25 protein-coding genes and 1 tRNA gene are annotated in these 26,985 nt (G+C 43.6%); 22 read left to right on the top strand and 4 right to left on the bottom strand.

From position 1 onward, the window contains the following. Positions 1–22: 22 nt before the first annotated feature. A complete protein-coding gene (locus U1P77_RS09585; RefSeq protein ID WP_321154792.1) occupies positions 23–1,333 on the top strand; it encodes an O-acetylhomoserine aminocarboxypropyltransferase/cysteine synthase family protein in 1,311 nt (436 codons plus the stop codon). A 137-nt stretch (positions 1,334–1,470) separates the two neighbouring features. On the opposite strand, the gene U1P77_RS09580 is transcribed toward U1P77_RS09585, so the two are convergent. Then, complete coding sequence (locus tag U1P77_RS09580) at positions 1,471–2,493, bottom strand: adenosine kinase (RefSeq protein ID WP_321154791.1); 1,023 nt, start codon at positions 2,491–2,493, stop codon at positions 1,471–1,473. Between the two features lie 57 nt (positions 2,494–2,550). Next, positions 2,551–3,537 carry a 16S rRNA (cytidine(1402)-2'-O)-methyltransferase gene (gene rsmI, locus U1P77_RS09575; protein ID WP_321154790.1) on the bottom strand — a complete coding sequence of 329 codons (987 nt, stop codon included), beginning with the start codon at positions 3,535–3,537 and terminating at the stop codon, positions 2,551–2,553. A 190-nt stretch (positions 3,538–3,727) separates the two neighbouring features. Between rsmI and U1P77_RS09570 the strand changes: the two genes are divergently transcribed. The 9 genes from U1P77_RS09570 to U1P77_RS09530 all read left to right on the top strand — a co-directional run bounded on the left by U1P77_RS09570 (position 3,728) and on the right by U1P77_RS09530 (position 12,125). Next, a complete protein-coding gene (locus tag U1P77_RS09570) occupies positions 3,728–4,216 on the top strand; it encodes a YraN family protein (RefSeq protein WP_414479008.1) in 489 nt (162 codons plus the stop codon). 158 nt (positions 4,217–4,374) lie between these two features. Next, entirely contained in the window at positions 4,375–5,190 is an 816-nt protein-coding gene (locus tag U1P77_RS09565; protein WP_321154788.1) for a BON domain-containing protein, read from the top strand. Positions 5,191–5,455: 265 nt separating this feature from the next. Then, complete coding sequence (locus tag U1P77_RS09560; protein ID WP_321154787.1) at positions 5,456–6,466, top strand: alpha/beta hydrolase; 1,011 nt, start codon at positions 5,456–5,458, stop codon at positions 6,464–6,466. 162 nt (positions 6,467–6,628) lie between these two features. Then, a complete protein-coding gene (locus tag U1P77_RS09555; RefSeq protein WP_321154786.1) occupies positions 6,629–6,880 on the top strand; it encodes a BolA family protein in 252 nt (83 codons plus the stop codon). A gap of 109 nt (positions 6,881–6,989) precedes the next feature. Continuing rightward, positions 6,990–8,258 carry a UDP-N-acetylglucosamine 1-carboxyvinyltransferase gene (gene murA / locus U1P77_RS09550; protein WP_321154785.1) on the top strand — a complete coding sequence of 423 codons (1,269 nt, stop codon included), beginning with the start codon at positions 6,990–6,992 and terminating at the stop codon, positions 8,256–8,258. A gap of 130 nt (positions 8,259–8,388) precedes the next feature. Next, on the top strand, positions 8,389–9,099 hold the full coding sequence (gene hisG, locus U1P77_RS09545) for an ATP phosphoribosyltransferase (RefSeq protein ID WP_321154784.1): 711 nt from the start codon (positions 8,389–8,391) through the stop codon (positions 9,097–9,099). 279 nt (positions 9,100–9,378) lie between these two features. Then, positions 9,379–10,674, top strand: a complete 1,296-nt coding sequence (gene hisD, locus U1P77_RS09540) for a histidinol dehydrogenase (protein ID WP_321154783.1) — start codon at positions 9,379–9,381, stop codon at positions 10,672–10,674. 72 nt (positions 10,675–10,746) lie between these two features. Continuing rightward, positions 10,747–11,886, top strand: a complete 1,140-nt coding sequence (gene hisC / locus U1P77_RS09535) for a histidinol-phosphate transaminase (RefSeq protein WP_321154782.1) — start codon at positions 10,747–10,749, stop codon at positions 11,884–11,886. A gap of 14 nt (positions 11,887–11,900) precedes the next feature. After that, positions 11,901–12,125, top strand: coding sequence for a 2-thiouracil desulfurase family protein (locus tag U1P77_RS09530; protein ID WP_321154781.1), 225 nt, complete (start codon positions 11,901–11,903; stop codon positions 12,123–12,125). Between the two features lie 161 nt (positions 12,126–12,286). Here the strand turns inward: U1P77_RS09530 and U1P77_RS09525 are convergent, their stop codons facing one another. Then, entirely contained in the window at positions 12,287–14,056 is a 1,770-nt protein-coding gene (locus U1P77_RS09525; RefSeq protein ID WP_321154780.1) for an anthranilate synthase component I family protein, read from the bottom strand. Between the two features lie 3 nt (positions 14,057–14,059). Then, positions 14,060–15,310, bottom strand: a complete 1,251-nt coding sequence (locus U1P77_RS09520) for a beta-ketoacyl synthase N-terminal-like domain-containing protein (protein WP_321154779.1) — start codon at positions 15,308–15,310, stop codon at positions 14,060–14,062. Between the two features lie 637 nt (positions 15,311–15,947). Between U1P77_RS09520 and U1P77_RS09515 the strand changes: the two genes are divergently transcribed. From U1P77_RS09515 to rplL, 12 genes are all read left to right on the top strand, one after another. Continuing rightward, on the top strand, positions 15,948–17,129 hold the full coding sequence (locus U1P77_RS09515) for an EcsC family protein (protein WP_321154778.1): 1,182 nt from the start codon (positions 15,948–15,950) through the stop codon (positions 17,127–17,129). 410 nt (positions 17,130–17,539) lie between these two features. Continuing rightward, a complete protein-coding gene (gene rpsL / locus U1P77_RS09510; RefSeq protein WP_201557636.1) occupies positions 17,540–17,914 on the top strand; it encodes a 30S ribosomal protein S12 in 375 nt (124 codons plus the stop codon). Positions 17,915–18,133: 219 nt separating this feature from the next. Then, positions 18,134–18,607, top strand: coding sequence for a 30S ribosomal protein S7 (gene rpsG, locus U1P77_RS09505; protein ID WP_321154777.1), 474 nt, complete (start codon positions 18,134–18,136; stop codon positions 18,605–18,607). Positions 18,608–18,954: 347 nt separating this feature from the next. Next, the gene (gene fusA / locus U1P77_RS09500; protein ID WP_321154776.1) at positions 18,955–21,081 is read left to right on the top strand and encodes an elongation factor G; all 2,127 of its coding nucleotides are present in this window, start codon (positions 18,955–18,957) and stop codon (positions 21,079–21,081) included. A gap of 238 nt (positions 21,082–21,319) precedes the next feature. Beyond that, a complete protein-coding gene (gene tuf / locus U1P77_RS09495; RefSeq protein ID WP_321154775.1) occupies positions 21,320–22,510 on the top strand; it encodes an elongation factor Tu in 1,191 nt (396 codons plus the stop codon). A 254-nt stretch (positions 22,511–22,764) separates the two neighbouring features. Beyond that, a tRNA-Trp gene (locus U1P77_RS09490) sits at positions 22,765–22,840 on the top strand. 51 nt (positions 22,841–22,891) lie between these two features. Beyond that, positions 22,892–23,377: a preprotein translocase subunit SecE gene (gene secE, locus U1P77_RS09485; RefSeq protein ID WP_321154774.1), complete on the top strand. Its 486-nt coding sequence runs from the start codon at positions 22,892–22,894 to the stop codon at positions 23,375–23,377. Positions 23,378–23,485: 108 nt separating this feature from the next. Continuing rightward, positions 23,486–24,016 carry a transcription termination/antitermination protein NusG gene (gene nusG, locus U1P77_RS09480; RefSeq protein ID WP_321154773.1) on the top strand — a complete coding sequence of 177 codons (531 nt, stop codon included), beginning with the start codon at positions 23,486–23,488 and terminating at the stop codon, positions 24,014–24,016. 108 nt (positions 24,017–24,124) lie between these two features. Beyond that, positions 24,125–24,556, top strand: coding sequence for a 50S ribosomal protein L11 (gene rplK, locus U1P77_RS09475; protein ID WP_201556583.1), 432 nt, complete (start codon positions 24,125–24,127; stop codon positions 24,554–24,556). After that, a complete protein-coding gene (gene rplA, locus U1P77_RS09470; protein WP_321154772.1) occupies positions 24,556–25,257 on the top strand; it encodes a 50S ribosomal protein L1 in 702 nt (233 codons plus the stop codon). The genes rplK and rplA overlap by 1 nt, the downstream gene beginning before the upstream one ends. Positions 25,258–25,776: 519 nt before the next feature. Continuing rightward, positions 25,777–26,304 (top strand): 50S ribosomal protein L10, encoded by a 528-nt coding sequence (rplJ, locus tag U1P77_RS09465; protein ID WP_201556585.1) that lies wholly within the window; start codon positions 25,777–25,779, stop codon positions 26,302–26,304. Between the two features lie 125 nt (positions 26,305–26,429). After that, positions 26,430–26,801 (top strand): 50S ribosomal protein L7/L12, encoded by a 372-nt coding sequence (gene rplL / locus U1P77_RS09460; protein WP_321154771.1) that lies wholly within the window; start codon positions 26,430–26,432, stop codon positions 26,799–26,801. Positions 26,802–26,985: the final 184 nt, after the last annotated feature.

The following is a 26,985-nucleotide window of genomic DNA, read 5'->3' as shown; positions in this document are numbered from 1 at the left end:
AATTAATGCCAAGGAGCACATTATGAGTGACGAACAAGCAAGTAACCAATCAGCGCAAAAACAGCGTATTGAAACGCTGGCAATTCATGCTGGTTATACCGTGGAGCCAACCACCAAAGCAGTCGCTGTACCCATCTACCATACCAGCTCTTATGCATTTGATGATACTCAACACGGCGCTGATTTGTTTGACCTAAAGGTCGCGGGCAATATTTATACACGCATTATGAACCCGACCAATGCGGTGTTAGAGGAACGTGTTGCCGCACTTGAAGGTGGAATAGGCGGATTAGCAGTGGCTTCAGGAATGGCAGCTATCACCTATGCCATACAGACTATTTGTGAAATGGGCGACAATATTGTCACTACCTCAACACTATATGGCGGCACCTACAATTTATTTGCCCATGCCTTACCGCGCCAAGGTATCGAAGTACGCTTTTTTGATCATACCAATCCTGAATCTATCCACGATTTAATCGACGATAAGACCAAGATGATCTTTGCAGAAAGTATCGGTAATCCACTGGGTAACATCGTCGATATTCAAGCGTTGAGTGACATCGCCCATGAATATGGGGTTCCTGTAGTCATTGATAATACGGTTGCCACGCCAGCATTGTGCCGTCCGTTTGAGTTTGGTGCTGATATCGTAGTGCATTCATTGACTAAATATATGAGCGGCACGGGCACCTCTATCGGTGGTGCAATTGTCGATAGTGGGACCTTCCCTTGGGGTGATTATCCTGAGCGCTTCCCGCTACTTAATACCCCTGATGCCAGCTATCATGGCGTAAACTTCGTAAAAGACGTGGGCGCTGCTGCCTTTATCGCTCGTGCACGTGTGGCTCCGCTACGTAATACTGGGGCTGCGCTAAGTCCGTTGAATGCCTTTAGCATCATGCAAGGAATGGAGACGTTGAGCTTACGCATGGAGCGTCATGTACAGAACGCGCAAGCCGTTGCTGAATATCTGCGCGACCATGACAAAGTAGCTTGGGTGAAATATGCGGGTCTACCTGATCATCCTGATCATGAGCTTGCTCAGCGCTATATGAAAGGCACGCCATCGGCCATTCTTACCTTTGGCGTAAAAGGTGGGCTCGAAGCAGGGGCGCGCTTTATTGATGCCTTGCAGCTGATTACACGCTTAGTGAATATCGGCGATGCCAAATCATTAGCCTGTCATCCGGCAACCACTACTCATCGTCAGCTGAATGAGCAAGAGCTGCAACAAGCAGGCGTCACTGAAGATATGGTAAGACTTTCTATTGGTATTGAACATATTGAAGATATCAAAGCGGACTTAGAACAAGCCTTAGCTTCTGCTTAGTTTACAAGTTTTTGCTTAGTTAAACGCAAGGTAGCTCATAGAATAAGAAAAGCCCATATCGGTCTGATATGGGCTTTTTTAATGTTCGATTGCTTGCTTAATTGTTTGCTCAGTAACTCAAAGGATAAGTTAAATACTTAAGCAGACAAAACACGGCGGGCAATATCTTGATAATCTTGCGACTCTAAGCGCGGACCGAACTGCTGAATCACTTGTCCAGATATTTCGCTGGCAAGGCGACCACATTCTGGCAAACTATAGTGCTGTGATAGCGCATACAAAAACGCACCGGCATAGTTATCACCCGCGCCATTGGTATCGATGACCTTGGTAACGGTTGGTGCCGCAACATCATGAATAGCGATATCGTCGCTATCATTCTCAGGCTTTTGCGCGATAATGGCACCCTTGGCACCATCAGTGACCACGGCAATTTGGCAATGCTCAAGTAGGGTGCGTGCAGCCGCTTTGATTTGTTTTTTATCCGTAAAAAGCTTGGCCTCTTCGCTATTACAGAATATCACTGCCACCTTATTGCCGAGCATATTGAGAAGACCGTCTTTAGCAAATTTCACTACTGCTGGATCAGCAAAGCTCACCGCGATTTTAGTGCCATGAATCCCCGCTTGTTGGCGCAGTTGGGTCATGGCAGGCTGGATGCTTTCAGACATCGCCAAGTAGCCTTCTAAATATAGCCAATCTGCCTGCGTCAGCGCGTCAAAGTTGACGTTGTCAGAGGTAATGTCGCTTGAGGTGCCAAGATAGGTTTGCATAGTGCGCTCGCCGTCTTCGGTCACCGCGACCACACATGAACCGGTCACACCGCCAGCATGTATTGACTGCTCTGAGGTCGCAACGCCCGCTTGATGCAAGTCTTGTAAATAAAACTGGCCTTGTTTATCATCACCCACGCGGCAAGCATAAAAGGGCTTACCACCTAAGCTAGCAAAGGCAAACATAGTATTGGCTGCTGAGCCGCCACCGGCTTGTTTTGACGGCGCAATCTCGGCGAGCTGGAAATACGCCAACAGTTGCTGCTGCTCTTCAATTCCTGCCAGGGTCATATTGCCTTTGGTCAGCTCAGTCTCTTCTAATGCGACATCGCTCAGTACATATTCATGATCAACCAACGCATTACCTATCGCCATCACATCGTACATTACTCATTTCTCCAAGCTTTTTATTAAAATGAAATTAACAATAAAATAGTCATTTTATTATTCAGATTGTAATTCAAGCAAGCGCTGATATAACGCGTTCTTTTTTACGCCAGTAATATCTGCAGCCAAGGCGGCAGATTTTTTGACTGACAAATCTTCTAAAAGACGCTGTAATAGCTTATCGTGAATACTGATATCGTCGTCATCTTGCGCGGCGTTATCGCCTGCGACTACCACGACTATTTCACCGCGCTGCTGATTGTCATCGGCTTTGACGAATTCAATCAACGCGCCAAGTGTGCTTTTATGAACCGTTTCAAAGGTCTTGGTCAACTCACGGCAAAAAGTGACTCCGCGTTCTGATCCAAATACTTCTGCCATATCTGCTAAGCTTTTTATAATACGGTGCGGCGCTTCATAAAAAATTAGCGTTTCGGGGCGCGATTTCAAATCAGTTAATTGTTTTTGGCGTCCATGAGTCTTTGCTGGCAAAAAGCCAATGAAGCTAAAACGATCTGAAGGCAGACCCGCTACTGATAGCGCGGCAATCGCTGCCGATGCACCAACGATGGGGGAGACGGCCACGCCAGCGGCATGAGCGGCTTGTACCAACTGATAACCGGGGTCACTAACCAGTGGCGTTCCCGCATCACTAATCAATGCGACCGAATGACCTTGTTGAATCATCTCGATGATTTTGGGCGTTTGAATCGCGCTGTTATGTTCGTGATACGCCCACAGCTTGTTATGACCTTTGGCTTTATCGTCCGTAGTGCTACCATCTGTAGAGCTACTATTTTTATTATCAGGTCTGTTTTTATCGTTAGAACTGTTGTTATCACTAGATCTAGTACTATCGCTGCTATCGCCTTTAGTATGAATGCCAAAATGCGACAATAACCTGCCTGAGGTGCGCGTGTCTTCACAAGCAATGATAGCGACTTGCTTTAAGGTATCGATAGCGCGCGGGGTCATGTCGCTTAAGTTACCAATTGGAGTCGCAACAATGTACAAACAAGCCGGCATGGTGGTGGGGGTAGACATGAAAACCTCGAAGATGTTAAAAAATAAATAATGCTGAGCCATTACCGATAAAATGCCGCTGATAAAAGCAGAGATTAACAGGTAGTAAGGGTTAGCGGGTAGTAATAAGTAATAAAAACGCGAAAGTGGTTAGTTTAGCATGTTGTGCTATGATAATTATGAATTGTTAATTAGGCAAAGTCAGAACTCTATGGCTAATCACAATGTTAAGAGCAGTCCTAACAAAAGCAACTCGCATCGCCCGCTGGCTCTAACCTCACCGAAGCAGCGCCAAGGTAGCTATTTTGAGCAGCAGGCGTGTGCGTTTCTACAAGCACAAGGCTTGGTACTGATTGCTCAAAATTGGCAGAAACCCAAAGTTGGCGAGCTAGATTTAATCATGTTAGAGACGGGAAAAGCGTGGTCGACTCTGGTGTTTATTGAAGTGCGTCAGCGGCGACGTTCAAGTTTCGGTGATGCGGCACTTAGCGTTACCAAAGCCAAACAACGTAAGATTATCAAGACCGCCAAATACTTTTTAAATCAGCATCCTACATATGCTCATTATGACTGTCGATTTGATGTGATTGCCTACGATATTGCGCAACTTGCCAATAGTATTAATGATGATAAAGGTGATAGTGGTAAAGATAACCAACCAGAATGGCTGATAGGGGCGTTTATAGCAACGGCGTGGTAGCGCGAATAGTGATAGCGGCACGCTTAAATGATAAACAAGACACCGCAACAAGCTGTCGTTACCAAAAACCTAACCGCTAATGAGAAAAATTAAGTAAAGTAGCTGCAATAAATCAACTGAAACAACAATGTTCAAACTAATGCTCTATGAGGTAAATAATGACAAGGATGCATTTGCTCAACGCTACTTTTGGAATGCCACGCCGTACCGCGATTGGCCTTATACTAATGACCAGCATCTTAAGTACCGGTTGTACTACCAATTATCTGACCAATAGTACTGACGGCACGTACGGGGTGCCCATGACTGAACGCACGATTCCGCAGCGTCTACTGGATCGCAGTATTGAACACACTGTCAAGGTTAATATTTATGGTTTACAGGAGAATTTACAACAGAATAGCCGTATAGGCATTGATAGTTTTAATAGTGAAGTGCTGCTCAGTGGCGAAGTACCCACTGAGGCGCTCAAAGTTCAAATTGAAAAAGTAGTCAGCTCTATGCCAGATGTACGCCAGGTCTATAATGAGCTAAATGTTAGTGTGGCTAAAGGTTATAGTTCAACCGTGCATGATGGCTATATCACATCAAAGTTGCTGGCGAAAGTCGTGGCCAACGACGGTGTCAAAGCTTCACAAATAAAAGCCGTGACTAATGATGGTGTGGTTTATATTATGGGACGAATGACACCGACTCAGCAAAGTCATGTGATCGATATTGCCAACAGTACCGTTGGTATTACTGAGTTGGTACTGCTCACCACCGTCGTTAATGATAGGGGCGTGCCGATCAGTGATGATGACATCATGTTTGAGAGTAATTTAGCTGATGCTGCCACTTCGTCACCAGCCGCTGCAACGCCCATCGTTAGAGACGCCACGTCAACAAGCGCACCGACTACCGTAACAGAAGAAGATGAGAATACTGAGCAAGGGTCATCAAGCCCTTATATTGATCTTTATAAAAATCAGTAAATATAAGAACCGATACATTGCCTGTATAGCAGTCAGATGAGTAGATATAAGGTGTGTTTTTTTTAGTGATGCCAACCACCCCAATTATTCACAGCTTTATATTGGTGACAGTCACAATAACCCTAAACAGTCGTAACAGGAAAAACACGTTAAATACTCAGACAGCCAGTAAAATAACAGAAATTAAAAGATGCAGATAAAATAAAGCGACAATGCAGTCATTATATTGTTGGCTGTCGACTAGACTATAATAGGGACACTGGCTATGAAGGGCTCACCTTTAAACAAAGTACATCAAAAACAGGCACATCAAACAACAGATACTATGGATATCACTACTCAGAATACTGCTGGCAAACCCTCGCGTAAATCGCGCACGCTAAAGCTTGCCGGAGCAAGCGTAGTGGCAGTAAGTGCCCTTACTTTAGCCACCCAGCAAGCACAAGCGTTATCAGCGCTTAGTATCGTGAACGGCATTACCTCGAATGGTGGTGTTGGGGTCAGTAAAAACATTTTATATGGCAACGAGCCACTACAAGACTTAGATATGTATTATCCTAAACCACTGGCACAAGCGATGAAGACGCAGAAGAGCATTAGTGACAGCTATCCTATGGTGGTATTCGTGCATGGTGGCTCATGGGAAAGTGGTAGCAAAGAAGAGTACGCCTTTGTTGGTCAAAGTTTGGCTCAAGCGGGTTATATCACCGCAGTGATTAATTATCGCAAAGCGCCTGAACACGTTTATCCCGATTATGTGAAAGATACCGCGAAAGCGATTGCCTGGAGCTATAACAATGCAGCGAGCTTTCATGCCGACCCTCAGCGTTTAGCAGTGGTTGGGCATTCTGCGGGAGCATTTAATGCCGTAGCGGCCATCTCCAACGAAGATTTTTTGGCACCCTATGGCATCAGTCCAAAAGATATCCGCGCCGTGGTTGGTATTGCCGGTCCTTATAGCTATGATTTTCGTAAATTTAGTAGCGCTACTGCCTTTGCTGCTGATGCTACCCCAGATCAGGTAATGCCAGACAGACATATTAAAGGCCCACAGCCACCGTATTTATTACTGACTGCTGAGGATGATAAGATTGTCTACGAGCAGAACACTATTAAGATGACTCAAGCCCTAAAAAATTATGGCGCGGTGGTCGAAAATGGGGAAATCGAAGGTGCCAGTCATGCGACTAGTATCGGGGCGATGGCACCGCCACTGCGCTGGGTTAATGATGTGCGCGCGCAAGTATTACAGTATTTGAATAAAGAGCTCAATTGATGCTTTGCTCATCTGGTCAGTTAGTGTTACTTGCTATCAGTTTCTTTAACTGGCCAGAGCTCAAGGGTATTTAGCAGACAGTACTGTAAGACCATCAATCTCTTGTTATAATGACGCCACATTAAACCCAAACGCTATTTCAAATATAAAACAGGATATTCTATGAGCATGAACGCTGACGATTTAATTGCATTTTTACAGCAGCATTTCCCAGAAGCTTTTATTGAAGCAGCCAATCAAGGTACTAAGTTTGATGTGCGGGTGGTTGATGCTAGCTTTGAAGGCAAACGCTCAGTTCAGCGCCAGCAAGCGGTTTATACGCTCGTAAATGATAAAATTGCCAGTGGTGATATTCATGCGCTAAACATTCAAGCGTTAACACCTGCTGAGTGGGACGTTCAATCAAAAGGCTAAATATTTTTATACGTAACTAGGTTATATAGGGCTAGCGCTTCACGGTGCTGATCCTTATAGGTCTGGTTTTTCATATTTTCTTTATACTTATAGCTAGGTTGTGACTTTTATGGATCAGTTTTTAATCACCGGTAGTAGTCGTATCGCAGGGGAAATTACTATCTCTGGCGCCAAAAATGCAGCCTTGCCATTACTGGCGGCCATGATATTAGCAGAGACCCCAACGACACTGCATAATGTGCCCTCGTTACTAGATGTGCGTACGTTGATTAAGCTGATTGCAGGCATGGGTATCGATATTCAAAAACAAGAGGATACGGTCACTTGTGATACTAAGAATATTGATAATTTCTATGCGCCGTACGACTTGGTTAAGACCATGCGTGCTTCAATTCTAGTACTAGGGCCTTTACTGGCACGTTTTGGTGAGGCTGAAGTATCGTTGCCTGGTGGCTGCGCCATTGGTTCGCGTCCAGTTGATCAGCATCTAAGAGCCTTTGAGGCAATGGGCGCTGAGATTAATGTGGAAAACGGCTACGTTAAAGCGCGAGCATCAAAAGGCGGTAAGCTACTGGGTTGCCATTTTTCCTTTGACATGGTCACGGTTGGCGGTACTGAAAACGTTATCATGGCGGCAGCATTAGCGAAAGGCACGACTACTTTAGGCAACTGTGCTCTTGAGCCGGAAGTGGTCGATTTGGCCAATATGCTAGTAGCAATGGGTGCCAAAATCAGTGGTATTGGCACCGCAACTATGACCATCGAAGGCGTTGAGCGCTTGCATGGCTGCGAGTATTCAGTGGTACCCGATCGTATCGAAACCGGCTCGTATTTGGCAGGCGCGTTGATGACTCGCGGTGATGTATTGACTAAAAAAACCACTGCGACACTGTTATACCCTGTGCTCGAAAAGTTTGAATCAATGGGTGCAACGATTACCACTGGGGACGACTGGATTAGAGCACAAATGACAGGACGTCCTAAGCCTGTTGATATTCGTACCCAACCGCACCCCGGCTTTCCTACAGACATGCAAGCGCAGCTGATGGCAATTTGTTGTTTAGCCGACGGTACCAGCACCATCATCGAAAACATCTTTGAAAATCGTTATATGCACGTTCCTGAGCTCAATCGTCTGGGCGCCTCTATCCAAGTAGATGGACATACGGCGGTGGTTAAAGGGGTTGATTGCTTCACTGCGGCTCCGGTGATGGCGACTGATTTGCGTGCTTCAATGTCATTAGTTATGGCTGCTGCTGCCGCTGAAGGTGAAAGTTTAATAGATCGTATTTATCATATTGATCGCGGCTATGAGGACGTGGAAAATAAACTGCGCGCATTGGGCGTCAATATTGAGCGTATTAATACTAATGGCTAGTATCTAATAACTAGCAACTAAATGAGTTTTACGCTGAGCTAACGTTTTTTATAATTACAGGTTAAAAATTTCTATCTTATAGTGGACTGACTATAGAGGAACAACAACCGTACACGGATACCATGGCCCCATGACTGAAAAAACTGAGACTGAGCAAACCGAACGCTTATCAACCAGCGGCTTATTAAATGAAGTGAATGATGAGTTTACAGGCTTAACACTGGCCTTATCTAAAGGGCGTATTTTAGAAGAGACTATGCCGTTACTACAGGCAGCAGGCGTTGAGTTGTTAGAAGACCCTGAAGCTTCACGTAAGTTAATTTTCCCCACGTCCAATCCAAATGTGCGCGTGCTGATTTTACGTGCCAGTGATGTGCCGACTTACGTAGAACACGGCGCAGCTGACTTCGGTGTGGCTGGCAAAGACGTCTTGCTTGAGCATGGTGCCAATCATGTTTACGAATTGCTAGATCTACAGATTGCTCAGTGTAAGCTCATGACCGCTGGGGTTAAAGGCGCGCCATTACCCAATCGTCGCCTGCGTATCGCGACTAAATATGTCAATGTCGCGCGTGCTTACTTTGCCAGTCAAGGTCAGCAAGTAGATGTCATTAAGCTGTATGGTTCGATGGAGCTTGCGCCATTAGTAGGTTTAGGGGACTTGATTGTCGATGTAGTCGATACGGGTAATACGCTGCGCGCTAACGGCCTTGAGGCACTCGATCATATTTGTGATGTGTCCTCGCGCCTTATTGTTAATCAAGTCAGCTATAAACGTAAATTTGCGCTCCTTGAGCCCATTTTAGATAGCTTCAAAGCCAGTATTGCTACCGCTTCGTAATCTTAAATCGGCAGTCTTTAAAGTTTAAGACCGCAAAAAACTTACCCTTGTCTATAAGACATGATGATCATTGATAATATAAAGGTTGGTTATACGTATTTTTAAACCAGTTTAGCGCTGCAAGACAGATATAGCGTGCTAAACTGGTTTTGTTGTCTCTGCTTGCCAAAAAATAAAAGCTCAGTCTTATATTTATATAAATTGTATTCATAAAAGCTCAGTACCTTTTCAATAATATAGCAACTCAGTACTATATCAGCTCAATCATAGGATGAAGTTATGCGCCAGTTAAGTACCCAAGATGTCGATTTTGAACAACGGCTAACAGCCTTGCTTGCCTTTGAAACCGTCAATGATGTTAACTTATTAAAAACGGTCGATGATATTATTGCTCAAGTACGATCTGGCGGTGACAGCGTGGTGCTGGCGTTAACTCAACAGTTTGATCAGCATCCAGCAACGAGTATAAATGAGTTAGAATTGTCTAAAGACGCGCTTGCTGAAGCATTTGCTACTCTTGATGATAAAGTAAAAATCGCATTAACAACCGCCGCCTCGCGAGTACAAACATTTCACGAACGGCAAGTGCAAGAAACTTGGCAGTATGAGGATGAGTTAGGCAACCGTTTAGGTCAAAAAGTCACACCCCTTGATCGTGTCGGTATTTATGTGCCGGGCGGCTTAGCGTCTTATCCGTCCTCGGTATTGATGAACGCGATTCCTGCTAAAGTTGCTGGGGTTACTGAAATCATCATGGTCGTGCCAGCCCCAAAAGGCGTACTCAATCCACTGGTATTGGCAGCAGCACATTTGGCTCAAGTTGATCGCGTTTTTACCATTGGTGGTGCACAGGCAGTAGCCGCATTGGCGTATGGTACTGAGACTATCCCAGCAGTAGACAAAATAACCGGGCCCGGTAATAAGTATGTTGCAGCGGCAAAAAGGGCGGTATTCGGGCAAGTGGGTATTGATATGATTGCAGGGCCCTCTGAAGTTTTAGTTTATGCTGAAGGCGAGGTAGATGATCGCGCCGATTGGCTGGCGATGGATCTGTTGTCCCAAGCTGAGCATGACCGTATCGCCCAAGCAATCTTTGTGACCACCAGCGCTGAGCAGCTGGCAGCGGTGGCAGCGGAGATTGAGAAGGCGTTAGCAGAGTTACCAAAAGCAGATATCGCCCGTGACTCTTTACAAAATCGTGGGGCACTCATCTTGGTCAAAGACCGAGAGGAAGGCATGGCAGTCATCAATCGTGTGGCTCCCGAACATTTAGAGCTGTCCGTTGATGACCCCGATGCGCTACTTGATAGTATCCGCCATGCTGGTGCCATCTTTATGGGTCGTCATACGCCAGAGGCGATTGGTGATTACTGTGCCGGACCCAACCATGTATTACCGACTTCAGGTACCGCGCGTTTTTCTTCGCCACTTGGCGTTTATGACTTTCAAAAGAAGTCATCTATTATTTATTGTAGTGAAAGTGGTAGTAAGCCACTCGCTGAGACCGCAGACATTTTAGCGCAGCATGAAGACTTAGAAGCGCATGCACGCTCAGCTCGCTATCGTTATCAGTAATACATTTTAGACTTTTAAGCTGTTGTTAAACCTATTTCATGAACATCTATATAGCTATTAGTAGGATAACTTATGAGTGAACCAAAGATAGACACCAGATTATGGTCGGCCAAAGCGCGTAACTTATCACCTTATGTCCCCGGTGAGCAGCCTCAGCATGACAACTTATGCAAATTAAATGCCAATGAGAATCCGTTTCCACCTTCACCGAAAGTAGGGGAGGCCATCACTGCTGTTTTAGCGCAGCAAGCTGATGAATTACGTCTCTATCCTGCGCCTGAATCGGACGATTTGCGAGCAGCATTAGCCCAGTTATATGACTTAAATGTCAATCAAGTATTTGTCGGTAACGGCTCAGATGAAGTGTTAGCATTAATATTCGCCAGTTTCTTCCTTAAAGAACGGCCAGTCTTAGCGCCCGATATCAGCTACAGTTTTTATCCTGTTTATGCACAGACCTTTGGCATCGAGCTGGTACAGATTGCGCTTGAGGCAGATTTTAGTATTGATCCTGATGCTTATCGTCAGCCTTGTAGCGGTATCATCATCGCCAATCCGAACGCCCCAACGGGTCTGCTGTTATCGCTTGCCGATATTCGTAAGCTAGCCAGTGAGCATTCTAATTCCGTGATTGTTATTGATGAGGCTTACATTGATTTTGCGCATCTAGACGCGGACAGTTCAGACACTGCGGTTTCAGCGGTGAGTTTAATTAATGAGTTTGATAATCTACTAGTGACCCAAACGTTTTCAAAATCTCGTTCGCTTGCTGGTTTACGAGTAGGAATGGCCTTTGGTAATGTGTCGTTAATTGGAGCGCTGACTCGTATGAAAAATAGCTTTAACAGCTATCCATTAGATAAGTTGGCACAAGCAGGGGCAAGGGCTAGCGTATTAGATACCGCATATTTTGAGCAAACCTGCCAGCAGGTTATCGAATTACGTGAGTCATTGACTGCCCAGCTGACAGAATTGGATTATAAAGTATTGCCGTCACATGCTAACTTTATCTTTGTGCGTCCTAAAGATGGTAACGCTAGTGACGTGGCCAGCACACTACGTGAGCAAGGCATTATCGTGCGCCATTTCGATAAACCACGCATTCAGGAATATTTGCGCATCACTATCGGTACGGCGGCACAGAATGAGGGTCTTATCAATGCGGTAAGAGCCATGCAAACCCCTGACAATAAGGATTTAATCAGCAGCTGAAAATATCTATTAAGGTGAAAGAAGCCATCCTAGTCAGTGCTTGTCTGCTAGGTCAGCGTGTTCGCTACGATGGCAATCATGCGCAGCTGGCAGACAGTGATTTATTGACGCAACTTAGCGATAAGTTTAGGGTTGTGCCCATTTGTCCTGAAATGCTAGGTGGATTACCGACCCCGCGCGCTGCGGCTGAGATAAGTCCTCATAACGAGCGTATTGAGGTGGTTAATTTGCGACGGTAGCTTTACCGGCAGTTTACGCGAAGGTAATGGTTTAACAACGCAGTATTCGCAGAAAATAGGCGTGCAGGTCTACGATGAGGGAGAGGTTGCGCTATTGCTAAGTGATAACAAGCCTTGAATGAGTGTTACCTAATAGCAAAGTCTTATCATTCGATTATTTTTTATTGGCTATATTTTTTAACTAAGTTTTCTTGAGTTAGTACGTTAAGCAAGTTACCGACTTTATCGAGACATTCTTGATATTCAGCGTCACAATCTGAGGCGATAGTGATACCGCCGCCCGCCCATAAACTGATTTTTCCTTTATTGCCCAATGAGGTATCGGTTTGTAGGGTACGAATCAGGACATTCCACTGACCGCTACCATCAAAATTCATATAGCCCAGGGTACCGCAATAGGCACCCCGCGGCGCTGCTTCTAGTTCAGAGATAATCTCAACCGCGCGCCTTTTGGGCGTACCGGTGATTGAACCTGCTGGTAAGCTGCCAAATAATACCGCCAAAGGATGACTGTCTTCTTTTAGCTCAGCGGTAATGGTGCTGACCATATGATGGACGTTGCTGAAGCTTTCAATCGTGAATAGTTGCGGTACTTTTACGCTACCGATCTTGGCATATTTACCCAAATCATTGCGTAATAAATCCACAATCATGACATTCTCAGCGCGGTCTTTGTTACTATCAGTCAGTTGCTGCTTTAGTGCCAAGTCTTGCTCAGTGTTAATACCGCGCGGTATTGTGCCCTTAATAGGTTTGGTACGAATATGATGCTTGCCAGTCTTAGCGTCTTTATTAAAGGTAAAAAATAACTCCGGTGAACAACTTAATAGCTCAAAGCTTAATGTCGGTTGGTCTGAACGATCAACCCCTAAATAACCTGTAAATGGTGCTTGGGTGTTGCGGTGTAGGGCAGGCAAATAATCAATAAGCGTCATTGTTGTTTCAACATCACCGCGCGAGTTATCAAACTGTCCTTCCCATGCCTGCGTGAGGTTAATCTGATAACAGTCGCCTTGCTGTAGATAGTTTTGAGTTTGCTCAAATGCCTGCCGATAGTCGAGCTTACTCCACTGCGCAGTTAATATTAACGGTGCAAGTTTGGATTCTGTTTCAGTCATTTGCTCTTTGGAATGGTCACTATCAGACAGAGTATTATCCAACGTCTCTAAATAGGATATAAGCGCTCTTATAAGCGTATTTTGTGGTTCATTATTAGGGTCAGTATCAGTCGTATTGACGCCTAAATCCCAACTGGCTTCACTACTAGTATTATTCGTCGGTGATAGATAAATATCATAGTGTCCTAGCATCGCACAAGGTTGTGATAATCGTTGAATGTTAGATGTAGGGCTTAGCTCATGGGCGGCAATATCATAACCAATAAAGCCAATAAGGCCGTGATGGTAACTTGGCTTCTCACTTTCTTCGTGTATTGAAATCGGAGCGCTGTTATTAATCTCATAAGCTTTGCTATAAGTAATCAACTCATCCTGCCAGTCTGCATAACTCATATGGGCTGTCGTTACAGAATTTTCGTCATCGCGACAAGTTTTGATGACTTTATAACTAGGTGGTTGATAGGCGAGCGCTTGATCGTCAGGTGCTTGATCGTCAGGTGCTTGATCGTCAGGTGCTTGATCGTCAGGTGCTTGATCGTCAGCTGTTTGGGTAGGAGGAGAGGGTGAATCACAGGCATGGTAATTGTGATGGGTATTAGTATTATTAAAATAAACACACCACGTCACTTTGGGTAGCAAGCCAATCACTGGCCGTCCATCATTATTTAACCATACCAGTTGCCACTGCGCATCGGCGTCCTGAGCAGTTAAATACTGTTGCAATAACGGCAGTAATTCTGAAGCTGGCAGGTTACCAAAACGCCAGCTAACTTTCATAGCTGGCGTTTGTTGAATATTATCAGTTACCGTCATGTCCTAAGCGTCAAACTTTTGGATAATCAAGGTCGCATTGGTACCACCAAAGCCAAAGCTATTGCTCATTAGAGTTTCGAGTTTAGTATCACGCTTCTCGGTGACAATATCAAAGCCTTCAGCAGCCGAATCAAGATTTTCAATATTAATACTTGGGGCAATGAAGCCTTCTTGTAGCATCAGTAAGCAATAGATTAATTCTTGTGCTCCAACTGCACCTAAGCTATGACCGGTCATTGATTTGGTTGAGCTGATAGGTGGAACAGACGCTTTAGAATTAGAAGCACCCTTAGCACCAAATACTTCCGCAATGGCTTTAAGTTCAGTGATGTCCCCTAGTGGCGTGCTGGTACCATGGCTATTGATATAATCAACGCTTTTTAAGCCAGCTTGATCTAAAGCTTGCTGCATACAACGCACCGCACCTTCACCACTGGGTGCGACCATCTCAGTGCCATCAGAGCTAGCGCCATAACCAACTATCTCAGCTAAAATATTGGCACCGCGAGCTTGGGCATGCTCTAAGCTTTCTACCACTACCATCGCACCACCACCGGCAATTACAAAACCGTCGCGATCCTTATCATAAGCACACGAGGATTGTTTGGGCGTATCATTATATTGGGTACTCATCGCGCCCATGGCATCGAACATACAAGACTGTGTCCAGTCCTCAGCTTCACTACCGCCCGCTAATACCACGTCTGCTTTGCCCAGCTGGATCAACTCAGCGGCATGACCGATACAATGAGTTGAAGTTGCGCAAGCAGAAGAGATAGAGTAGGAGACACCTTGGATTTTAAGGCCAGTCGCTAGCGCTGCGGATACTGAGCTGCTCATGGTTTTTGGTACCGCCATAGCTCCGACACCGCGCAGACCTTTTTCACGCATGGCATCTACTGCGGTGACCACACCCTCTGTTGATGCGCCGCCCGAGCCTGCAATTACACCCACGCGCGGGTTATTATTGATGGTCTCAAGTGCTAATCCAGATTGCTTAATAGCGGCTAGTGCGCTCACATAAGCATAGAGACTGGCATCACTAAAAAAACGCTTGAGTTTCCGGTCAATACCCGTAGTATCAAGCTCTGATTTATTGATACTACCGCTGACTTGCGATTTAAACCCATGCTCAGCATAAGATTCATTAAAGGTAATACCAGATTGCCCTTGTTTTAGGGCAGTAGTAACGGTGTCTAAATCATGTCCGACACAAGAGACAATCCCTGCTCCAGTGATAACAACTCGGCGCATATTCTATTCCTTATAATAACGATTTTCTGTTGGTTGCTTTTAACGCCTATTTATAGATACCTGTCTATAGATAGTTAAATATAAACATTTTTTATAAATGCTTTTTTAATCCTTTTATTTTATAAGAATAAGATTAAAAATTGTCTAAAGAGAAGTCAATCATACCTCAATTCACGGTATGATAACGTATCAAAGATTCAAAAACCTTGTTCAAGTGTAAAATAATGGTAAAAATATTGCCAAGTTTTTCAGGTAATCCGAAGAGGTTTCTTTAATTGATTCAGATAAATACGCTATCAGTTATAATTATTCTCAAAAAGACAGTAAATAGACTAGAGATACAGGAGAATGAGATGATAGGCGTGATGTCTGTAATTACAAATAAGTCATACTTTTAGATACAAATTTCATGAGAGTAATAACATTGTTCGCACTGACATTGCGGTCAAAAAACAGCCAAAGTCATAAGTTGAACATCACAATGAGCCAGACTAAATTTGAATTTATTAGGATATTTTTGATAAAACATTAAAAGCTAACTAGCAGCAGTGCATAAGAAAAGTTTACAATTATTTGATTTTAAGTTTTTTAATTACCGTACTTCAATGACAACAATCATCATATTAAGGATATAACAATGGCAAAGCGTAGCACTCTTTTTCAAGGTATTAGTTCAGTTGGTCACTTTACCCGCAATAATCTTGAGCGTGTCGGTTCGTTGATTGATAGCGTCAATGCCAAAACCGGCAAGCCGCGTCAATATAAAGCAGTAAACTTAGGAGATGAGGATTATCAGCAAGACTTATTCCGTGAGCAAACTCTGAAGACTACTCAGCAGCTATTGGGTACTCGCTTTGCCACTTATGGTAAGTATGCTAAAAAAGTAGTCCCTGACAGTTTGTTCCAGACAGTGCTCGATAGCGCCTTTGTACAAGTAGCAAAATTGGCCGCTAATTGGAGCCAGCTAGATTTGCCAAACGAGCACCGTTTCGCTAATATTACTACATTAGACGACGAGCAACGTTATGCGTTAGCGACCGATATTGCCAATCAAAATCGAGCCCTAGCAACTCTAGGTGGCTTGACCGGTTTAGCAGGTCTGCCAGGTCTATTGGCGGATACTTTATGGTTACTATTGGTATCTTTACGTACTGTCTATCAGTTGGCGGCGGTTTATAATAAACCACTGACCGGTAAACAAGGTATAAAAATGGCTTATGAGTTACTTGCTAATGCTGATTTGAGTAAAATGCAAGAAAAACAAGCACTGTTAGCGGGTATTGGAATGGGTAAGGGCTTACTTGATAATGCGCAAAGCCGTGGCCTACACAGTGAGCTTAGAAACTTGGGACTTAAAAATAAGAACGTCAACTTCTATGCTGAACAAGTAGATAACATTGCGGGACAAGTAGGTATCGATTTGGATCAAATTGATTTAACTTGGATACGCCGCCTGTTACCGGTAACTGCCGTTGCAGTAGGCATGCGTTATAACAGTGGCTTAATTGATGAAGTCATTGGGGTCGCACAAGCTACCTTTGCACCAGAACCCAAGCTTGCTAATCGGGCAATTACTGATGATAGCAGTAGCGAAGCAGAAGTTAGCAAAACCACAGATGCTCAGCAAAAAGACTCAAAAAGCAGTACGGAAAAAAAGGCCGATAAATCATCAGACAGCAAGACCAACGAACAGTCAGAAAGAAACTCGGACAAAGCAGCTGATAAGCAATCAAATCAAATTGACGAGTCTAATGATAACAAAAAATCAGATAGCAAAAAAACTGCTAATAATGAGCAAAAGGTAGGTTCAAAGAAATAACTATCAAAAATTAATAAATAATATTGACTATAAGTGGTGTTGTCTTAAGAAAAGACTTGTTGGGGAAGATAGTTTCTAATAATCTTCAATAATATCTTGAAAAATAAGACAATATCACCATTTAACGCATAATGATTGATAACTTTAAAGAAATTATGGGTTTATATCGTTAGCTGCTTATTGCAACTGCTCAGGCTTAGCTGTATTGCTAGTCAATATTAGCGTATACTTAATGCATATATATTGAACGTTGTAAAGTAAAAATGCCTATAAGTGGTTGAAATTGCAACAACATATCTTTATAATACACTGTCCTAAAAATGGGTACCCCAAAAATCTACGTATAACGTTAGATGGCTGGTGGATTGGCCCATTTTTTTGTTTTATACCAAACGGGAGAAGCATGCCTTATGGCAACAACTAATCAATTGATTCGCAAGGGTCGCAAAACAATCAAGGAAAAGTCAAAAGTTCCTGCGTTGCAAGCGTGCCCACAACGTCGCGGTGTATGTACTCGTGTATATACTACTACGCCTAAAAAACCTAACTCGGCCATGCGTAAAGTATGTCGTGTACGTTTGACTTCAGGTTATGAAGTATCAAGCTACATCGGCGGCGAAGGTCATAACTTACAAGAGCACAGTGTTGTTCTAATCCGTGGTGGTCGTGTAAAAGATCTACCAGGTGTACGTTATCACACTGTTCGCGGTGCACTAGATTGCGCTGGCGTAAAAGACCGTAAGCAAGGTCGCTCTAAATATGGTGCGAAGAAACCTAAAGTTTAATATTAGCAATAATATTAACTTAGTGTCTATTTTTGTACTACCTATTAACTGTGCATGGGTTTGATGTTAGCGGTTTGAGCATTTTATTTAATTAAGCTGCCGCCATAACACACCACCATGCAGTAAGGCTGACTGATAATTCTTTACTACGCTCATAATATATTGATGCCAGTATGAGATTATGAATGTCAGACTCTCCTGAAGATAAGGAAATTTATTATGCCAAGACGTCGCGTCGTAGCTACCCGTGAGATCCTACCGGATCCTAAGTTTGGTAGCCAAATCATCGCCAAATTCATTAACCACATAATGAGTGATGGCAAAAAATCTACTGCTGAGCGTATCGTTTACGGTGCTCTTGAGACAGTAAGCCAAAAGCGTAACATCGAAGATCCAGTATCTTTTTTCGAAGAAGTGCTCGAAAATGTTCGCCCAATGGTAGAAGTAAAAGCTCGCCGCGTCGGTGGTGCTACCTATCAAGTACCAATGGAAGTACGCCCCTCCCGTCGTACTGCATTGGCTATGCGTTGGTTGGCTGAAGCCGCCGCTAAGCGTTCTGAGAAATCAATGGCTCTACGTCTTGCAGGCGAATTGAGTGATGCATCAGAAGGCAAAGGTAATGCTATGAAAAAACGTGATGAAGTTCACCGCATGGCAGATGCTAACAAAGCATTCTCACATTACCGCTTCTAAGGTCGCTTAAGACTTTAAGCCTTGGTCAATCAGACGCAATTAGTTGTGGATTTGGTTGACCAGCGCCCATTTGTAATTTACAACACTATTGTTTATTTATTCTATTGGTTGCCGCCATCGTTAATTTAGCTGCTGAGTGACTTATGTCATCAACCAGCTGAGATGGCGGACATCTATCATGATCATTTTGTCTCAAATCCAATGCCACTATATTCTTAGTATTTACTCTTTTTTGTCCGTATTAGGTTCATTAATCAGTAAGACGCCAAAGCCGATTGCTTTTGAAGGATATAAGGTAGAGACCCCAAAAACATTAATACATACACGACTTTCCTTAGGAAAACACTATGGCTCGTATAACCCCCCTAAAGCGCTATCGCAATATTGGTATCTCTGCGCACATTGATGCTGGTAAGACGACGACTACTGAGCGTGTTTTGTTCTATACCGGTGTCAGTCACAAAATTGGCGAAGTACATGATGGCGCAGCCACCATGGACTGGATGGAGCAAGAACAAGAGCGCGGTATTACCATTACGTCAGCGGCGACTACCTGCTTTTGGTCAGGTATGGCTAAGCAGTTTGATGAACATCGTATCAATATCATTGACACCCCAGGTCACGTTGACTTCACGATTGAAGTTGAACGTTCTATGCGGGTACTTGATGGTGCGTGCATGGTTTACTGTGCAGTAGGCGGTGTACAGCCACAGTCTGAGACCGTATGGCGTCAGGCAAACAAATATAAAGTACCGCGTCTTGCCTTCGTGAACAAAATGGATCGCGTCGGTGCTGATTTTTATCGCGTTATTGAACAAATCAAAACCCGTCTAGGCGGCAAGCCAGTACCTTTGGTTATCCCAATTGGTAAAGAAGATGATTTCGAAGGCGTGGTTGATTTAGTCACTATGAAAGCTCTTTATTGGGACGAAGCGTCTCAAGGTATGGAATACGAAGAGCGTGAAATTCCAGCTGAACTTCAAGAAAAAGCGGAAGAGTATCGCGAATATCTCGTAGAAAATGCTGCGGAAGCATCAGAAGAGCTTATGAACTTGTACTTAGACAATGGTGAGTTGTCTATAGAGCAAATTAATGGCGCTATTCGTCAGTTGACTATTGATAACGAAATCATTCCGCTACTTTGTGGTACTGCCTTTAAAAACAAAGGCGTACAGAAGATGTTGGATGCAGTTATTCAATATCTACCAGCGCCAATAGACGTACCTGCTATTAAAGGTATTCTTAACGATAAAGAAGAAAGCGAAGGCTTCCGTGAAGCTTCAGATGACACCCCTTTCTCAGCACTTGCTTTTAAAATTATGAATGATAAGTTCGTCGGTAACTTAACCTTCGTTCGTGTTTATTCAGGTGTTCTAAAGCAAGGCAGCAGCGTTTATAATCCCGTTAAAATGAAACGTGAGCGCGTTGGTCGTATCGTACAGATGATGGCGAACACTCAAGAAGAGCTTTCAGAAATTCGTACCGGTGATATCGCCGCTTTAGTCGGCATGAAAGATGTGACGACTGGTGACACACTATGCGACGAAAGCAACGTGATCACCCTTGAGCGTATGGAATTCCCAGATCCAGTTATTAGTCTAGCGGTTGAACCTAAGACCAAAGCTGACCAAGAAAGAATGTCAATTGCTTTAGGTCGTTTGGCGAAAGAAGATCCATCGTTCCGTGTGCATACTGACGAAGAATCTGGCCAGACTATCATCAGTGGTATGGGTGAGCTGCATTTAGAAATTCTTGTTGACCGTATGAAGCGTGAATTTGGTGTTGAAGCCAACATTGGTGCACCACAGGTTGCTTATCGCGAAACGATTCGTGAGACTGTCCAACAAGAAGGCAAATTCGTACGTCAAACCGGTGGTCGTGGTAAATTCGGTCATGTTTGGCTACGTCTTGAACCTATGGATCCAGCAGGCGAAGTGTTATATGAATTCGCTGAAGAAGTGGTTGGTGGTACGGTACCAAAAGAATTCCATAGTGCGGTTGATAAAGGAATTCAAGAGCGCATGAAAAACGGCGTCCTAGCTGGCTATCCAATCGTTGGCGTAAAAGCCACTTTATATGATGGTTCTTATCATGACGTTGACTCGGATGAGTTGTCATTTAAGATGGCTGGTTCTATCGCTTTCAGAAAAGGCTTCTTAGCTGCTAATCCAGCACTACTTGAGCCAGTCATGAAAGTTGAAGTTGAAACCCCTGAAGACTACATGGGCGATATCATGGGCGATCTAAACCGCCGTCGTGGTATGGTTCAAGGTATGGAAGATCTGCCTGGTGGTACTAAGCATATCCGCGCTGAAGTACCATTAGCAGAAATGTTTGGTTATGCTACTCAGATGCGCTCAATGTCACAAGGCCGTGCAACCTACTCAATGGAATTCCAAAAGTACGCTGAAATTCCAAAATCAGTTGCTGCTGATATCATCTCTAAGTTCAACACTAAAGATGGCGACGAATAATTAAAAGCCAATTAATTATGGCAATATAGAGTATATCTTTGTATTGTCATTTGAGAATACGGCAATAACTTGTTAAAAGACTTGTTATTGGCCGTAATTTTCTTATAATATCTGCACACTGCATGTGCACCCTTTTAACAACTGTCTTAATGTGGTCAGTATTGGCTTAATATTTGTATAAATACTAAAAGTATTAACGCTGATTAAGCGCTGAATCCCAAATAAAGAGGAATAACTCATGGCAAAGGCCAAGTTTGAACGCAACAAACCACACGTCAACGTCGGTACTATTGGACACGTTGACCATGGTAAAACCACCCTTACTGCTGCTATTGCAACAGTAGCTGCTAAAACCTCAGGTGGCGAAGCCAAAGACTACGCGTCTATTGACTCAGCCCCTGAAGAAAAAGCACGTGGCATCACCATCAACACCAGTCACGTAGAATATGACACCGAAGCCCGTCATTATGCTCACGTTGATTGCCCAGGTCACGCCGATTATGTTAAAAACATGATCACTGGTGCCGCCCAAATGGACGGCGCAATCCTAGTCGTATCAGCGACTGACGGCCCAATGCCACAAACCCGTGAGCACATCCTGCTTTCACGTCAGGTTGGCGTACCGTACATCGTCGTATTCATGAACAAATGCGACATGGTTGATGACGAAGAATTGCTTGAGCTAGTAGAAATGGAAGTTCGCGAACTTCTTAGTGACTACGACTTCCCAGGTGATGACACCCCAATCGTTAAAGGGTCTGCTACCGAAGCCCTAAAAGGCAGCGAAGGTCCATACGGCGCACCTGCTATTGTTGAACTACTAAACATTTTAGACACCTACATCCCAGAGCCTGAGCGTGACGTCGACAAAGCATTCTTAATGCCAATCGAAGACGTCTTCTCAATCTCAGGTCGTGGTACCGTTGTTACTGGCCGTGTTGAATCAGGCATTGTTAAAATCGGTGACGAGATTGAAATCGTCGGTATCAAAAAGACCCAAAAGACGACTTGTACTGGTGTAGAGATGTTCCGTAAACTGCTTGACGAAGGTCGTGCAGGCGAAAACTGTGGCGTATTGCTACGTGGTACTAAACGTGAAGACGTACAGCGCGGACAAGTATTGGCCAAACCAGGTTCAATCACCCCGCATACCAAGTTTGATGCTGAAGTATACGTACTAAGCAAAGAAGAAGGTGGTCGTCATACCCCATTCCTAAACGGCTATCGTCCCCAGTTCTACTTCCGTACCACTGACGTAACTGGCGCAATCCAATTACAAGACGGTACTGAAATGGTCATGCCTGGTGATAACGTTGAGATGGGCGTAGAGCTTATCCACCCAATCGCTATGGACAAAGGTCTTCGCTTCGCTATTCGTGAAGGCGGCCGTACGGTAGGCGCTGGTGTTGTTGCTACTGTTAAGGACTAATACTTAGTTACTGATTGCAGTACTTAAGTGTTTGACTAAAAAGCTGCTCTCTTAATCGAGGGTGGCTTTTTTTATAGATGTTCAACCAAGTAGAATACTACTAAAGATGATTAAAATCTGGCACGAATTTATTTGCTTAATTTTTACAAGCTTTTATCGATTTTAATCTGTTAATTAGATTAATATGACTAAATAGCACCTTAGAACTTGCATTCTAACTAAAAGCTTGTATAATTGTCAGCCTTAACACCCATAGGCGATTGGCTCAATTGGTAGAGCATCGGTCTCCAAAACCGAGGGTTGTAGGTTCGAGTCCTACATCGCCTGCCATCTTTTTGTTATATCTTTGCTGTATTTCACCATCTCCAAAGCGAGTCCTTTATGAGCAACAATCAAGATAACCTCGATTCTAAGTTATCTGATGCCAAGGCGACGGCTAGTGGAATGCTGACTAAAAATAAGCACATATCAGCGACCAATACGTCTGCTGTTGAAGTAGCTAAAACTGGTTCAGCAAAAGATATAATGTTATGGCTACTGGCCATTGCGCTTTTAATTGGCGCTACATTCGTCAATCAGTATCTGCCGGGTTATTGGCAGCCTGCTAATGATGTCTGGACACGTATTGGCCTTATTGTCACTCTTTTTGTGTTCGCGCTAGTATGCTTAGCATTAACTCATCAGGGTCGAGCTTTTAAAACTTTGTTAAAAGACGCTACTGTAGAACTACGTCGCGTTACTTGGCCTGGTAAAGACGAAACCTTTCAATACACATGGCAAACGATTGTCGTGATCGGGATTGTTGGGTTTTTTATTTGGTTATTGGATAACTTTTTTAATTGGTTCGTCGGCTTATTTATTGGTTAAAAAGCATAAACTTGAGCGCCAACTCGCATATTGCGAGCCGTCTCAATTGCTACCATTTAACTCAAATTTTACTTATAACGACTTATTTATAAAGATCAGGAGCGTGATATGCGTTGGTATATTGTCCAAGCGTTTTCAGGATATGAAAAACAAGTACAACGTTCATTAACTGATCGTATTAACCGTAGTGACTTTGCTGAGTCGTTCGGTGACGTGTTAGTTCCTACTGAAGAAGTCGTCGAAATGAAAGACGGCAAAAAGCGTAAAAGCGAGCGTAAGTTCTTTCCAGGATATGTATTGATCCAAATGGATATGAATGATGACACTTGGCACATCGTTAAAGAATGCCCCCGTATTATGAGCTTCATTGGCGGTACGCCTGAGACTCCTGCGCCCATTACTGAAGTAGAAGCAGATCGTATTTTAAACCGTTTAAATCAGACTGAAGCTGATCCACGTCCGAAAACTTTATTTGAGCCGGGTGAAGAGTTGTTGGTTATCGATGGTCCCTTTACCGACTTTAAAGGCTTGGTAGAAAAAGTGGATTACGAAAAGTCTAAACTGCATTTAACCGTAAACGTATTTAACCGACCCACTCAGGTCGAACTTGAGTTTAGTAAAGTTGAAAAACTAGACTAAACATTCATAAACCGGGGAGCTATTAATCAGTACCGTGTTATTTTTATAGTGTTTATATATATAGCATAGAATATTGGTTTAGCGTTATCACCCATTTAGGAGACAGTTATGGCTAAGAAGATTGATGGCTATATCAAACTACAAGTGCCTGCGGGCAAAGCAAATCCTTCACCACCGATTGGTCCAGCCTTGGGTCAAAAAGGCGTGAACATCATGGCGTTCTGTAAAGAATTTAACGCTGCGACCTCAAGCCAAGAGCCAGGTCTACCGATCCCAACTGTGATCACGGTATATAGCGATAAGTCTTTTACTTTCATCATGAAGTCACCACCAGCTGCGTTCTTACTACGTAAAGCCGCTGGCGTTACTAAAGGTTCTGGCACACCAAATACTGCTAAAGTCGGTAAAGTGAACCGTGAACAACTTGAAGAGATCGTTAAAACCAAGAATGCAGACTTAACCGCTGCCGATCTTGATGCTGCTGTTCGTACCGTTGCTGGTACTGCCCGTTCAATGGGTATTACCGTGGAGGGTATATAATGTCTAAGCTAACCAAACGTCAAAAAGAGATCAATAGCCGTATCGAAAATGAAAAACTATACACTATTGAAGAAGCGGTACAGATCTTAAATGATTTACCCGCTTTAAAATTCAAAGAGTCTATCGATATTGCGGTAAACTTGGGTGTTGATCCACGTAAATCGGACCAAGTCGTTCGTGGTGCAACTAACCTTCCTTCGGGTACTGGTAAAACCAAACGCGTTGCTGTATTCGCTCAAGGCGCTGCTGCTGAAGCCGCTAAAGAAGCGGGCGCGGACATCGTTGGTTTTGAAGACCTAGCAGAATCAATCAAAGCCGGTAACCTGGACTTTGACGTGGTTATTGCTGCTCCTGACGCTATGCGCGTTGTTGGTCAATTAGGTACAATCTTAGGCCCACGTGGTTTAATGCCTAACCCTAAAGTTGGTACCGTAACGCCTAACGTTGCAGAAGCTGTAACCAATGCTAAAGCCGGTCAAGCACAGTATCGTGTTGACAAAGCGGGTATTATTCATACCACTATTGGTCAAGTTGGCTTTACTGCTGAACAAGTAATGCAAAATGCGCAAGCGCTACTAGCAGATTTAAAACGTGCTAAGCCTGCAACCTCTAAAGGTATTTTCATTAAGAAAATTACTTTGTCTAGCACCATGGGTCCAGGTATCACTATTGATCCTGTTCCTTACCGCGTTGCTAAGTAAGATAAGTAAAAACTATATGGACCTATTATCTTAATATTTTAAATGAAATATTGTAGTAATAGGTCCAAAACAATTCTAAAAGATTAGGTCAGCGTAGCAGTCGCTACGCTGTCTAAGACCGTAGGTAGAGATCAGTTCGTTACATTGTTAGCTATCTTTTAAAATTGTTTTCAATTTCTAAAGTTGCTTTTAATACCAATAAGCTGGTTTTATTAATCGACGATAGATGAAAATCTTAGTTGGCCTACGCAGACGGTGGCCCACACAGTTTAAGACAAGAGCGGATAGGGCAGTGCTTTTATTAAGATACTAGCTATCAAAATATTAGCATTAACCTATCACTCAACGTCATTCTGATAACGGTGCCGTAATCAGTCGTTATCAATAAGCACTGTTTTTTTGGGCTTATTGATAATGTGTCGTATCAAGTCAGTCTTAGCTTATGGTTTAACGGATTGAAAACTTCGGTTTTTAAAAATTTAAATGGTAAGACGATTGATAAGATTAAGGAGTCAACTTATGGCATTAACGCTAGAGCAAAAACAACAAGTTGTGGCTGAAGTGTCTGAAGTTGCTGCTAATGCGTACTCAGCGGTAGCTGCCGAGTATCACGGTATTGGTGTTGCGAAGCTTACTAAGCTTCGCGAACAAGCTCGTGATAAAGGCGTAGTTTTGAAAGTGGTAAAAAATACCCTAGCAAAACGCGCTTTTGAAGGTACTAGCTTTGAGTGCATGTCAGACAGTCTGACTGGTCCATTACTTTTGGCTTTCTCAATGGATGATTTGGGATCTGCAGCTAAAGTCATTTTTGACTTTAGTAAAGATAACAGTGCCCTTGAGACCAAATTGGTATCAGTTAGTGGTAAATTATTTGGTCCAGAAGAGCTAGAACGCGTATCGAAGCTGCCAACTCGCGACGAAGCGCTATCTATCTTGATGGCTACCATGAATGCACCAGTGACCAAGCTTGTCCAGACTATGAATGCAGTCCCTGGCAAATTTGTTCGCACCGTAGCAGCAATCAAAGACGCAAAAGAAGCTGCTTAATTGCTTGTTTTAACGTAACTTTAACATTGCCGGTTGCATTTCATTGTCATACCTATTTTAAAATTTGGCAAGCAGCCTAAGCAATATTAGAATCAATTAATTTTATCAGATAACGGAGAGTTCTCATGGCACTATCTAAAGATGATGTGTTAAACGCAATCGCTGAAATGTCAGTAATGGATATCGTTGAGCTTATCAGCGACATGGAAGAAAAATTCGGCGTAACTGCTGCTGTTGCTGCTGCACCTGCTGCTGCTGCTGATGCCGGTCCTGCTGCTGAAGAGCAAGACGAGTTTGACGTTGTTCTTGCCAGCTTTGGCGAGAAGAAAGTTGCGGTTATTAAAGCCGTACGTGAAGCTACTGGCCTTGGTCTAAAAGAAGCGAAAGATTTGGTTGAAAGTGCTCCAGCACCAATCAAAGAAGCTGTTTCTAAAGCTGATGGTGAAGAGTTGAAAAAGAAACTTGAAGAAGCTGGTGCAACTGTTGAACTAAAATAAGTTTAACGCTTTACAAAAAAAGCTGGTGATGCCTTGCATTGCCAGCTTTTTTTTATTATAATTTTCAGCTTGACCTTTTGTGTCTGCCAACATACGTATGCATTAACACGGTGGATACCCATCAAAAGGACAGACGATATACATGCACGCAAACCTGTCAGTTTTTAAAAATAGTTTTATATAA

This window comes from Psychrobacter sp. LV10R520-6 (assembly GCF_900182925.1).
Classification (GTDB): Bacteria; Pseudomonadota; Gammaproteobacteria; order Pseudomonadales; family Moraxellaceae; genus Psychrobacter.
This window is presented reverse-complemented; position numbering and strand designations above follow the sequence as displayed.

Bases quoted from the DNA above. Each gene is read 5' to 3' on its own strand.
- nusG (WP_321154773.1), top strand. From the start codon at position 23,486: ATGCGTTGGTATATTGTCCAAGCGTTTTCAGGATATGAAAAACAAGTA.
- U1P77_RS09570 (WP_414479008.1), top strand. From the start codon at position 3,728: ATGGCTAATCACAATGTTAAGAGCAGTCCTAACAAAAGCAACTCGCAT.
- rplA (WP_321154772.1), top strand. From the start codon at position 24,556: ATGTCTAAGCTAACCAAACGTCAAAAAGAGATCAATAGCCGTATCGAA.
- U1P77_RS09560 (WP_321154787.1), top strand. From the start codon at position 5,456: ATGAAGGGCTCACCTTTAAACAAAGTACATCAAAAACAGGCACATCAA.
- hisC (WP_321154782.1), top strand. From the start codon at position 10,747: ATGAGTGAACCAAAGATAGACACCAGATTATGGTCGGCCAAAGCGCGT.
- rplK (WP_201556583.1), top strand. From the start codon at position 24,125: ATGGCTAAGAAGATTGATGGCTATATCAAACTACAAGTGCCTGCGGGC.
- tuf (WP_321154775.1), top strand. From the start codon at position 21,320: ATGGCAAAGGCCAAGTTTGAACGCAACAAACCACACGTCAACGTCGGT.
- U1P77_RS09555 (WP_321154786.1), top strand. From the start codon at position 6,629: ATGAGCATGAACGCTGACGATTTAATTGCATTTTTACAGCAGCATTTC.
- secE (WP_321154774.1), top strand. From the start codon at position 22,892: ATGAGCAACAATCAAGATAACCTCGATTCTAAGTTATCTGATGCCAAG.
- rplJ (WP_201556585.1), top strand. From the start codon at position 25,777: ATGGCATTAACGCTAGAGCAAAAACAACAAGTTGTGGCTGAAGTGTCT.
- U1P77_RS09585 (WP_321154792.1), top strand. From the start codon at position 23: ATGAGTGACGAACAAGCAAGTAACCAATCAGCGCAAAAACAGCGTATT.
- U1P77_RS09520 (WP_321154779.1), bottom strand. From the start codon at position 15,310: ATGCGCCGAGTTGTTATCACTGGAGCAGGGATTGTCTCTTGTGTCGGA.
- hisD (WP_321154783.1), top strand. From the start codon at position 9,379: ATGCGCCAGTTAAGTACCCAAGATGTCGATTTTGAACAACGGCTAACA.
- U1P77_RS09525 (WP_321154780.1), bottom strand. From the start codon at position 14,056: ATGACGGTAACTGATAATATTCAACAAACGCCAGCTATGAAAGTTAGC.
- U1P77_RS09565 (WP_321154788.1), top strand. From the start codon at position 4,375: ATGACAAGGATGCATTTGCTCAACGCTACTTTTGGAATGCCACGCCGT.
- fusA (WP_321154776.1), top strand. From the start codon at position 18,955: ATGGCTCGTATAACCCCCCTAAAGCGCTATCGCAATATTGGTATCTCT.
- rpsG (WP_321154777.1), top strand. From the start codon at position 18,134: ATGCCAAGACGTCGCGTCGTAGCTACCCGTGAGATCCTACCGGATCCT.
- U1P77_RS09515 (WP_321154778.1), top strand. From the start codon at position 15,948: ATGGCAAAGCGTAGCACTCTTTTTCAAGGTATTAGTTCAGTTGGTCAC.
- rsmI (WP_321154790.1), bottom strand. From the start codon at position 3,537: ATGTCTACCCCCACCACCATGCCGGCTTGTTTGTACATTGTTGCGACT.
- U1P77_RS09580 (WP_321154791.1), bottom strand. From the start codon at position 2,493: ATGTACGATGTGATGGCGATAGGTAATGCGTTGGTTGATCATGAATAT.
- rplL (WP_321154771.1), top strand. From the start codon at position 26,430: ATGGCACTATCTAAAGATGATGTGTTAAACGCAATCGCTGAAATGTCA.
- rpsL (WP_201557636.1), top strand. From the start codon at position 17,540: ATGGCAACAACTAATCAATTGATTCGCAAGGGTCGCAAAACAATCAAG.
- murA (WP_321154785.1), top strand. From the start codon at position 6,990: ATGGATCAGTTTTTAATCACCGGTAGTAGTCGTATCGCAGGGGAAATT.
- hisG (WP_321154784.1), top strand. From the start codon at position 8,389: ATGACTGAAAAAACTGAGACTGAGCAAACCGAACGCTTATCAACCAGC.